The following is a 10,364-nucleotide window of genomic DNA, read 5'->3' on the forward strand; positions in this document are numbered from 1 at the left end:
TCGGGCACACTGGAGGTTTGGCCGTGCGGAAGGAAGTCATCAGGTGAACGGTCCGCTGATCGTCCAGTCCGACAAAACTCTGCTCCTCGAGGTCGACCACGAGCGGGCCGACGAATGCCGTCGCTCCATCGCGCCCTTCGCCGAGCTGGAGCGGGCGCCCGAGCACATCCACACCTACCGGGTGACCCCGCTCGGCCTGTGGAACGCGCGGGCCGCCGGGCACGACGCCGAACAGGTCGTGGACGCGCTGGTGCAGTACAGCCGGTATCCGGTGCCGCACGCCCTGCTGGTGGACATCGCCGAGACGATGGACCGGTACGGCAGGCTCACCCTCACCAAGCACCCCGCGCACGGGCTCGTGCTCTCCACCACCGACCGGCCGGTCCTGGAGGAGGTGCTGAAGTCCAGGCGGATCGCTCCGCTGGTCGGCGCCCGCATCGACCCGGACACGGTCGCCGTGCACCCCTCCGAGCGCGGCCAGATCAAGCAGACCCTGCTCAAGCTGGGCTGGCCGGCCGAGGACCTCGCCGGGTACGTGGACGGCGAGGCGCACCCCATCGACCTGGACGAGGACGGCTGGGCGCTCCGGCCGTACCAGAAGCAGGCCGTGGAGAACTTCTGGCACGGCGGCAGCGGTGTCGTCGTACTGCCCTGTGGTGCCGGAAAGACGCTGGTCGGCGCCGGGGCCATGGCGCAGGCCAAGTCGACCACCCTGATCCTCGTCACCAACACCGTCTCCGCCCGGCAGTGGAAGCACGAGCTGGTGCGGCGGACCTCGCTCACCGAGGACGAGATCGGTGAGTACAGCGGTACGAAGAAGGAGATCCGGCCGGTCACCATCGCCACCTACCAGGTGCTGACGACCAAGCGGAAGGGCGTCTACCCCCACCTCGAACTCTTCGACTCCCGCGACTGGGGACTGATCCTCTACGACGAGGTCCATCTGCTTCCCGCTCCCGTCTTCAAGTTCACCGCCGACCTCCAGGCGCGCCGGCGGCTCGGGCTGACCGCGACGCTGGTCCGCGAGGACGGCCGCGAGTCGGACGTGTTCTCCCTGATCGGGCCCAAGCGGTTCGACGCGCCCTGGAAGGAGATCGAGGCGCAGGGCTACATCGCGCCCGCCGACTGCGTCGAGGTCCGCGTCAACCTCACGGACTCCGAGCGGCTGGCCTACGCCACCGCCGAGACCGAGGAGAAGTACCGCTTCTGTGCCACCACCGCGACCAAGCGGAAGGTCACCGAGGCGATCGTGCGCAAGTTCGCCGGGCAGCAGATCCTGGTGATCGGGCAGTACATCGACCAGCTGGACGAGCTGGGCGAGCATCTGAACGCGCCCGTGATCAAGGGCGAGACCTCGAACGCCCAGCGCGAGAAGCTCTTCGACGCCTTCCGCGAGGGCGAGATCAGCGTGCTCGTGGTCTCGAAGGTCGCCAACTTCTCCATCGACCTGCCCGAGGCCACCGTCGCCATCCAGGTGTCCGGCACCTTCGGTTCGCGCCAGGAGGAGGCCCAGCGGCTCGGCCGGGTGCTGCGGCCCAAGGCGGACGGGCACCGGGCGCACTTCTACTCGGTCGTCGCCCGCGACACCATCGACCAGGACTTCGCCGCCCACCGCCAGCGGTTCCTCGCCGAGCAGGGGTACGCCTACCGGATCGCGGACGCCGACGACATCCTCGCGGAGGCGGCCGAGGGGTAAGGGGGCAGGGCGTCATCTGCGACGGACGACGCCCGCCTCCTCGCCGTACTCCCCGAGTATCGCCACGCCGAAGGCGGCCTGCGCGTAGACCTTTATCGCGCGCAGGGCGTCGCCGAGCAGGTGCCGGTGGGACGATCCGGCGAGGGCCGTGGCGCCGTTCGGCGGCCGGGCCTGGAGCGAATGGACGGGATGGATGGCTGCTGCGCTCATGTCTCCATGGTGAGACTTCGGCCATCGGAGTGGTATCGGCTCACGGGTGGGTCTTCAAGGGCCTTCCTCTGGGCCCACGGGTGGAGATCCACCCCTCCGCCCCCGGGGCCCGGCCCCCTAGGGGGACACAGTCTCCGGCCAGCCGAATATCCATTGGCCCCCGCCCCACCGCCCCCTCTACAATCTCCGCTCTTGCCCGCCTCCACCTCGGAGTGCCGCCGTCCGGACGGCAACCGGACGGCACCGTCACAGCCACGCAGCAGGCCCACCCGGAGGCACACCCTTGTCCGCGACCGCCCACGACCCGCTGGCCGACCACGACGCACGCGACGACCACGGCGAGGTCGGCGACCACAGCACGCCCGACGACCACAACGCGCCCGCCAACCCCCTCGCCCGCGAGCGCGCCCACCTCACCGCGTCCCGTACCGCCCTGCGCGCCATGCGTGAGGACGCCGAGTCGCTGAACATCAAGGACGTCACCGCGAACTGGGTCAACGCCGCGGTGCTCGCCCGCCAGATCGAGGAGCGGATCAAGGCGCTGGCCGACCTCAGCGACACGCCGCTGTTCTTCGGCAGGCTGGACTATCTGCACGCGCCGGGTGTGGAACAGGCCGAAGGGGCGGAGGGCGAGCAGTTCTACATCGGGCGGCGGCATGTGCACGACGCCGACGGCGACCCCATGGTCATCGACTGGCGTGCCCCGGTCTCGCAGCCGTTCTACCGCGCGTCCAAGAAGGACCCGATGGACATCGCGCTGCGCCGCCGCTTCGGCTACACGGGCGGTGACCTCACCGCGTACGAGGACGAGCATCTGTCGGACCCGGCGGAGGCGGCGGCCACCAGCAAGCTGCTCCAGCAGGAGATCGAGCGGCCGCGTGTCGGCCCGATGCGCGACATCGTCGCGACCATCCAGCCCGAGCAGGACGAGATCGTCCGCAGCGGGCTCGGCGGCACCGTCTGTGTGCAGGGCGGACCCGGCACCGGCAAGACCGCCGTCGGCCTGCACCGAGTGGCCTACTTGCTCTACGCCCACCGGGACCGCCTGGCCCGCACCGGCACGCTGGTCATCGGACCGAACCGGTCCTTCCTCCACTACATCGAGCAAGTACTGCCCGCCCTCGGCGAGTTGACCGTGCAGCAGGCGACCGTGGACGACCTGGTCGCGCATGTGGAGGTGCGCGGTACGGACGACTCCCGCGCGGCCGTGATCAAGGGCGACGCGCGGCTGGCCGAGGTGCTGCGCCGCGCGCTGTACTCCCACGTGTCGATGCCGGCCGAGCAGGTGCTCGTCGTACGGGGCTCGCGGCGCTGGCGGGTCGCGGCGTACGAACTGGAGGAGATCGTCCGGGAGTTGCTGGCGCGGGACATCCGCTACGGCGCCGCGCGCGAGGCGCTGCCGCAGCGGATCGCGCACGCGGTCCTGGTCCAGATGGAGCGCTCCGGTGAGGCCCCGGACGACCGGGTGCAGGACTCGGTCGCGCGCAACAGCGCGGTCAAGGCGGCCGTCAAGTCGGTCTGGCCGCCCGTCGATCCGGCGAAGCTGGTGCTGCGGCTGCTGACCGACGAGGCGTTCCTCGCCGAGCACGCGGCGGGCATCCTGGACGAGGACGAGCAGAAGGCGATCCTCTGGGCGAAGCCGGTGCGCAGCGTGAAGTCGGCCAAGTGGTCCGCCGCAGACGCGGTGTTGGTGGACGAGGCGGCCGACCTGATCCAGCGCACGTCCTCGCTCGGCCATGTCGTGGTGGACGAGGCGCAGGACCTGTCCCCCATGCAGTACCGGGCCGTCGGCCGCCGCTGCACCACCGGTTCCGCGACCGTCCTCGGCGACCTCGCACAGGGCACCACCCCGTGGGCCACGCGGAGTTGGGCGGAGGCGCTGGGTCATCTCGGCAAGGCGGACGGGGTGATCGAGGAGCTGACGGCCGGTTTCCGTGTGCCGACGGACGTGATCACGTACGCCTCCCGGCTGCTGCCGCACATCGCCCCCGGTCTCACGCCGGTCGCCTCGGTGCGTGAGAACCCGGGCTTCTTCGAGGTGCGTCCGGTCGAGGGTACGGACGAAGTGGTCGCCGCCTGCGAGGAGTTGCTGCGCAACGAGGGATCGACCGGTCTCATCGCGGCCGACGCCCGCGTCCCCGCGCTCGCGCAGGCGCTGACGGCGGCCGGGATCGGCTTCCTCGCGCCGGGCGAGGAGACCACCCGCGAGACCCGGCTGACCCTGGTACCGGCCTCGCTGGCCAAGGGACTCGAGTACGACTACGTCGTGCTGGACGAGCCGCAGGCCGTGGTGGACGGCGAGCCGGACGAACGCACGGGGCTGCGGCGGCTCTACGTCGCCCTGACGCGTGCGGTGTCGGGCCTGATCGTCACGCACACGGCCGCGCTGCCCGCGCAACTGGCTGGATAGGGTTGCCGAGCCTGTCGCGTCACGCCGTCTCTTTGCAGAAGGGCCCCCGTTGAGCTCGCCGCCTCCCGCCTCCCCAGCTCCGCAGCCGTATCCGAACGGGCCGGGAGGTGCGCCGGCCGGAGGTACTCCCGGCCCCTACGGGTATCCGGGGGTACCGGGTCCGTCCGCACCGGCGCCGGGGACGGCGGGTCCGTACGCACAGGTGCCGGGGCCGTATCAGCCACAGCCGGGACAGCCGTGCCCCCAGCAGCCGGGACAGCCGTACCCGCAGGCCCCCGACCCGTACGCGCACGTGACCGCCGTGACCGCACCGCCCCCGTACGCCCAGCCCCCGGGTCCGTATCAGGGTGTCCCCGGACAGGCCGCGTACCCGGCGCCGCCCTCCCCCTACGGGGCGGGTCAGGGTGCCTGTCAGGTGTGCGGGGCCGCGCCCGCCGCGCCGGTGACCGTCCGGGGCCATCAGGGCATGATCGTGATCATGCGGTCGCTGCGGCGGCAGGGGGTGCTCTGCCGTCCGTGCGCGCTGGCCACGTTCCGGGACATGCAGGCGAACACGCTGGTGGCGGGGTGGTGGGGGCCGCTGTCGGCCGTCATCACGCCGTTCGTGCTGCTGATCAACCTCGGCGCGCTGTCCCGGGTCAAGAAGCTGCCGGAGCCGGTCGCGTACGGACCGCGTCCCCCGCTGGACCCGGGGCGCCCGGTGTTCCGGCGGCCGCAGGGCATCCTGGCCCTGATCCCGCTCGGCCTGCTGGCCCTGCTGCTCCTCGCCGTACCGCTGCTGGCGATCATCGGCGCGGTGTCGGACTCGGGCAGGCCGCAGCCGCTGACGGCCGGTTCCTGCGTCCACAACGACGGCACGGTCACCGACCAGGACCTCAGCGCGGTGCCCTGCGACTCCTCCGCCGCGCAGTACCGCGTGCTCTACCAGTCGGACGACAAGTGCGGCCCCGGGGACTACCTGGCGGACCCGGGGTACAGCACGGACGGCGTGACGGTGCTGTGCCTTCGGCCACTGGACGCGGCGGACGAGTAGCCGAAGTCAGCGAACCGGCAGGTCAGTTACCGGCCCGGCGCACAGCCGGGCCGACCCGCGCCGTCTCCCCGGTCCGTGCCGTCTCCCCGGTCCGCACCGTCTCCCCGTCCCGCGCCGTCTCCCCGTCCAGCTCGGCCCGCCACCGGGCCACCGCCTCCGCCGAGACCGGACCCTGCCAGCCCCCGGGGCGCGCCGCGCCGCCGATGTGGAAGGCGTCGATACCGGCGGCGCGCAGGCGGGGGACGTGGTCGAGGCGGAGGCCGCCGCCGACCATGATGCGGGGCTCGTAGCCGGGGCGGCCGGTGTGCGCGGCCTCCGCGATCAGGGTGTCGAGGCCGTCGTCGACCCCTCCGGGGGCGCCTGCCGTGAGGTAGGTGTCGAGTCCGGGCAACCCCGACAGGGTCTTGCGCAGGGCGTCCCGGTCGGCGGCGCGGTCGATGGCGCGGTGGAAGGTCCAGGGGCTGCCGTCGAGCGCGCCGACGAGGCGTTCCACGGCGGCCAGGTCCACATCCCCTACGGGATCGAGGAAGCCGAGTACGAACTGGTCGGCGCCCGCGTCCCGCAGCTCACCGGCGACCCCGACCAGCCGCTCCACGTCCCCGGCCGCGAAGCCGTCCGAGAGCCGCAGCATCACGCGCAGGTCGATCCCGACGGCGTCCCGGATCGCGGCGACGACGGCGGGCGCCGGGGTGAGCCCGTCGGCCGCCATCTCCGTGACCAGCTCCAGCCGGTCCGCGCCTCCGGCCTGAGCGGCCACCGCGTCCTCGACGTCGAGGGCGATCACCTCCAGGACTGCACGCTCACTCATGCGACACCTTCCGTCGACGGCCCCCGAGCCGGGCACAGGTCTAGTCCAATCTCAGGGTACGTCGGAAGGACACCTCGCTGTAACCACGCCGGTCCCGGGCGTGTTCGACACCGCCACCCAGTGTGAAACCCGGCTCCCCAGCGGTGACGACCCACCGCGAGAGAATCACCCCATGCCCGACCTCGACGCCCTCCGCACCCGCTTCACCCGCGCCCTCGAAGCCGCCCGCGCCCCCGAGACCGACCCCGAGGCCGACCCCGAGAGCACCCCCGACCCCACCCCCTACGCCGACAGCCTCCTCACCCGCTGGCAGGAGCCCCAGCGCAAGTACCACACCCTCGACCACCTCACCGCCGTACTCGACCGCGTGGACCTCCTCGCGGAGTACGCCGACGACCCGGACCTCGTCCGGCTGGCCGCCTGGTTCCACGACGCCGTGTATCTGCCGGACCGCTCGGAGAACGAGGAGCGGTCGGCGCGGCTGGCCGAACGGGCGCTGGTCGAGGCCGGGTTGGGCGAGGAGAAGACCGCCGAGGTGGCCCGGCTGGTACGGCTCACCGTGGACCACGACCCGGCCGGGGACGACCGGAACGGCCAGGTGCTGTGCGACGCCGATCTGGCGATTCTCGCCTCGCCGCCGTCCGCGTACGCCGCGTACACCGCCGAGATCCGCGACGAGTACCACTTCGTCCCCAACGACGCGTTCCGCGAGGGACGTTCGGCCGTGCTGCGCCAACTGCTCGACCTGCCGAGGCTGTTCCACACCCCCTACGGGCAGGAGCACTGGGAGGCCACCGCCCGCTACAACCTCGGCGGCGAGCTCGAAATGCTGTCGCCCTGACCCGCCCGGCCCCCTAGGGTTCGCCCCATGAGACCGATGAACGGGGAACGGCTCACCGAGGCAGTCGCCGGATGCGTGGCGGCGCTGCGCCCGGCGGTGGACCGCGACTGGAGCACCGTGCCGGCGGGCGGCCTGGACTGGGACTGCCACGCCACCGCCGTGCACGTCGCGGACGACCTCATGGCCTATGCCGCCAACCTGGCCGGGGGCGCGCGCGACGCCTACGTCCCCTTCGAGCTGGCCCTGGAGCCCGGCACGGACAACGCCGGGCTGCTGCACGTGATCGAGACGACCGGCGCCCTGCTCGCCGCCACCGTCACGACCGCGCCGCCCGGCGTCCGCGCGTACCACCCGCACCCCTTCGGCAGCGCCGACCGCGAGGGCTTCGCCGCGATGGGCATCGCCGAGGTCCTGCTGCACACCCACGACATCGCCCAGGGGCTCGGCCTGCCGTACGAGCCCGCCGACGGCCTCGCCGACGCCGTCCTGAACTGGCTCTTCCCGCACGTCCAGCCCGGCCCGGACGCCTGGCCGACCCTGCTGTGGGCCACCGGCCGGGGCGAGCTGCCCGGCCGGCCGCCGGTCACCGCGTGGCGCTGGCGCAACAACCTCGCCATCCCCGCCGAACGCCTCACCCTGACCGGCGTACGCCCCGCTGCCGCCCGTGACCTGCGCCTCGGCGGCGACGGCGGCTTCGACTGGCTCGGCGGCGGCCCCTACGAGGGCACGCGGGACGCCGCCGGTTTCCTGGTCAAGGCGTACGAAGCGGGCCTGCACCGGCCCGAGTTCGGCGTCTTCGCGCTCGTACGCCCCGAGGACGGCCGCGCCGTCGGCGGCATCGGTTTCCACGGGCCGCCGGACGCGTACGGCCGCGTCGAGATCGGCTACGACCTCGTCCCGGACGCGCGTGGCCACGGCTACGCCGCGGAGGCCGCCCGCGCCCTCACCGACTGGGCGCTGGCCCGCGCCGACGTGCACACGGTGATCGCCACCGTCGAGCCCGAGAACGCCCCCTCCCAACGCGTCCTCACCCGCGCCGGTTTCCGCCCGGCGACGCCCGAGGAGGTGCGGGAGGCGCGCGAGCTGCACGGCATGGCGGAGGACCTGCTGCTGTACGTCAGCGTGGAACAGCCGTAGGCCGTAGGCCTGAGCCAGGCCCCGCGAGCGCCCCTCACGGCAGCCGCGACCCGCTCGCCTTCCGCCGCCGTAGCCCCGCCGCCAGCAGCAGCCGTACGATCTCGCGGCTGCGGACCTCCACCGCACCCGCGGCGACCGCGTCGGCGTAGCGGTGGGAGGGGAGGTCGTAGTGGTCGCGTTCGAAGGCGCGGCGGGGGACGCCGAGGCCGGCGGCGAAGTCGTGGAGTTCGTCGTACGACTCGTCGCTGACCAGGTGGGACCACATACGGCCGTGTCCGGGCCAGGTGGGCGGGTCTATGTAGACGGTCACGGGCGCCTCGCGGGATGGCCTGCGGCCGTACCGCGCCTCACGCCTGCGTGTTCCCGCCCAGGGCGTGCCCCAGGTGGCCCACCGGCGCCACGTCGATGCCCGCCTCGTGGCAGACCCAGTGCGGGTCGGGGCCCAGTTCGGGTTCGACGTCGAGAGCGTGCGGGTCGCCCGAGCCGCACGACGGGCACAGGGGCCAGCGGCCCTGCCGTTCCAGCAGCGCGTCCTGGACGTCCTGGGCGACGAGCCCGGCGAGGAAGTCGGCGCCCTCCGGCCACTGCTCGACCCACCAGCGCCGCTGGGACAGGGACTCCTCCACCAGCGAGACCACGTCGGCCTCGGCGACCTCGCTCGCCATCAGGTCGGCGAGGACGAGGGCGCGGGCGGCGTGCAGGGCCTGTTCGAGCGGGGTGACGGACGTGGCGGAGCCGTCGGCCTCGGCGGAGCTGTCGGCCTCCGTGGAGCCGTCGGCCTCGGCGGACGCGGCGGGCTCAGTGGACGCACCAGGCCCGGCCGCCGCACGCGCCTCGGCGGGCTCGACCAGCCCACCCGCCTCACCGGTCTCGGCAGGCTCACCGGTCTCGGCAGGCTCAGCCGCCGCACCGGACTCACCAACCTCAGCCGTCTCACCAGCCGCAGCCGCCCCCGGCGACTCAACCGGCTCAACCGGCTCCGACGAATCTGCGGAATCTGCGGGTTCTGCGGGATCTGCCATGCCCCCATTGTCCGCGCTCTTGACCCCACCGCCGAGCCGAAAATATCTTTCAGGGGTGACCCGGGACGTGAAGGAAACTTTCGGCAGTCCGGGCGGCTCACTGGCCGCCAAAGTACGTACGCTCGGCCCCTCCATGACCCGCTCGATGCACCGCGTCGCGGAGGCCGTCGCGAGCGACCCGGCCGGGTGCGCCGCGCTCACGGTCACCGGGCTCGCGGAGCTGACCGGCACCAGCGAGGCCACGGTCGTCCGCACGGCCCGCCTGCTCGGCTACCCCGGCTACCGCGACCTGCGCCTCGCCCTCGCCGGACTCGCCGCCCGGCAGGAGTCCGGGCAGGCCCCCGCCATCACGACCGACATCGCCGTGGACGACTCGCTCGCCGACGTGGTCACCAAGCTCGCCTACGAGGAGCGGCAGACCCTCGCGGACACGGCCGCCGGACTGGACACCGTGCAGCTCGGCGCCGCCGTCACCGCGCTTGCGGCCGCCCGGCGCACGGACGTGTACGGCATCGGCGCCTCGGGCCTGGTCGCCCAGGACCTCACCCAGAAGCTGCTGCGGATCGGCCTCCTCGCCCACGCGCCCGGCGACCCGCACCTCGCGGTGACGAACGCGGTCCAGCTCCGCGCGGGCGACGTGGCGATAGCCATCACCCACTCGGGCTCGACCGGCGACGTGATCGAACCCCTACGGGTCGCGTTCGAGCGCGGCGCGACCACCGTCGCGATCACCGGCCGCCCGGACTCGCCCGTGACGCAGTACGCCGACCACGTGCTGACCACCTCCACCTCGCGCGAGAGCGAGCTGCGGCCCGCCGCGATGTCCTCGCGGACGAGTCAACTCCTCGTCGTGGACTGTCTGTTCGTGGGTGTGGCGCAGCGGACGTACGACAGCGCGGCCCCCGCCCTCGCCGCGTCGTACGAGGCCCTGGCCCACCGCCACCGGAGCGCTCCGCGCTGAGACCGCGAGAGCGCTGACCGCGCCCGGACCCACCGGCGCCGCCCGAACCACCCGCGCCGCCCGAACCGCCGGAAGACCTGGGAACTCACCGGAAAGAGCCGCACCTCATGACCGATTCCCCCCGTCTCCAGACCGAGCTGGCCGCGCTCACCACCGAAGCGTTCCGCCCCGAGCTGGCCGACATCGACGCACTGCCCACCCTCGACATCGCGCGCCTGATGAACGGCGAGGACGCGGGCGTACCGG

10 protein-coding genes and 1 pseudogene are annotated in these 10,364 nt (G+C 73.0%); 7 read left to right on the plus strand and 4 right to left on the minus strand.

Annotation, left to right across the window (positions count from 1 at the left end; genetic code table 11):
• The first annotated feature begins 43 nt into the window (after window positions 1–43).
• Window positions 44–1,696 carry a DNA repair helicase XPB gene (locus GTW40_RS05805; RefSeq protein ID WP_161179068.1) on the plus strand — a complete coding sequence of 551 codons (1,653 nt, stop codon included), beginning with the start codon at window positions 44–46 and terminating at the stop codon, window positions 1,694–1,696.
• A gap of 12 nt (window positions 1,697–1,708) precedes the next feature.
• Here the strand turns inward: GTW40_RS05805 and GTW40_RS05810 are convergent, their stop codons facing one another.
• On the minus strand, window positions 1,709–1,906 hold the full coding sequence (locus GTW40_RS05810; protein ID WP_161179069.1) for a hypothetical protein: 198 nt from the start codon (window positions 1,904–1,906) through the stop codon (window positions 1,709–1,711).
• A gap of 283 nt (window positions 1,907–2,189) precedes the next feature.
• Here GTW40_RS05810 and GTW40_RS05815 point away from each other — a divergent pair, with 283 nt between their 5' ends.
• Together GTW40_RS05815 and GTW40_RS05820 are read left to right on the plus strand one after the other, a co-directional pair.
• Window positions 2,190–4,316, plus strand: a complete 2,127-nt coding sequence (locus tag GTW40_RS05815; protein WP_237525352.1) for an ATP-binding domain-containing protein — start codon at window positions 2,190–2,192, stop codon at window positions 4,314–4,316.
• A 301-nt stretch (window positions 4,317–4,617) separates the two neighbouring features.
• Entirely contained in the window at window positions 4,618–5,349 is a 732-nt protein-coding gene (locus tag GTW40_RS05820; protein ID WP_343245620.1) for a hypothetical protein, read from the plus strand.
• Window positions 5,350–5,371: 22 nt separating this feature from the next.
• On the opposite strand, the gene GTW40_RS05825 is transcribed toward GTW40_RS05820, so the two are convergent.
• Entirely contained in the window at window positions 5,372–6,157 is a 786-nt protein-coding gene (locus GTW40_RS05825) for a copper homeostasis protein CutC (RefSeq protein WP_237525353.1), read from the minus strand.
• A gap of 172 nt (window positions 6,158–6,329) precedes the next feature.
• Here GTW40_RS05825 and GTW40_RS05830 point away from each other — a divergent pair, with 172 nt between their 5' ends.
• Together GTW40_RS05830 and GTW40_RS05835 are read left to right on the plus strand one after the other, a co-directional pair.
• Window positions 6,330–6,998 (plus strand): hypothetical protein, encoded by a 669-nt coding sequence (locus GTW40_RS05830; RefSeq protein WP_161179070.1) that lies wholly within the window; start codon window positions 6,330–6,332, stop codon window positions 6,996–6,998.
• Between the two features lie 27 nt (window positions 6,999–7,025).
• A complete protein-coding gene (locus GTW40_RS05835; protein ID WP_202485443.1) occupies window positions 7,026–8,135 on the plus strand; it encodes a GNAT family N-acetyltransferase in 1,110 nt (369 codons plus the stop codon).
• Between the two features lie 34 nt (window positions 8,136–8,169).
• Here the strand turns inward: GTW40_RS05835 and GTW40_RS05840 are convergent, their stop codons facing one another.
• Both GTW40_RS05840 and GTW40_RS05845 read right to left on the minus strand, forming a co-directional pair.
• Window positions 8,170–8,445, minus strand: coding sequence for a DUF4031 domain-containing protein (locus tag GTW40_RS05840; protein WP_161179071.1), 276 nt, complete (start codon window positions 8,443–8,445; stop codon window positions 8,170–8,172).
• 37 nt (window positions 8,446–8,482) lie between these two features.
• A complete protein-coding gene (locus tag GTW40_RS05845) occupies window positions 8,483–8,836 on the minus strand; it encodes a hypothetical protein (RefSeq protein ID WP_161179078.1) in 354 nt (117 codons plus the stop codon).
• A 376-nt stretch (window positions 8,837–9,212) separates the two neighbouring features.
• On the opposite strand from GTW40_RS05845, the gene GTW40_RS05850 reads away from it, so the two are divergent.
• Both GTW40_RS05850 and GTW40_RS05855 read left to right on the plus strand, forming a co-directional pair.
• Window positions 9,213–10,118, plus strand: coding sequence for a MurR/RpiR family transcriptional regulator (locus GTW40_RS05850; RefSeq protein ID WP_161179072.1), 906 nt, complete (start codon window positions 9,213–9,215; stop codon window positions 10,116–10,118).
• Window positions 10,119–10,225: 107 nt separating this feature from the next.
• Window positions 10,226–10,364, plus strand: a pseudogene (locus GTW40_RS05855) (N-acetylmuramic acid 6-phosphate etherase); the annotation flags it as partial.

Source organism: Streptomyces sp. SID4985 (assembly GCF_009863025.1).
Taxonomy (GTDB): domain Bacteria; phylum Actinomycetota; class Actinomycetes; order Streptomycetales; family Streptomycetaceae; genus Streptomyces.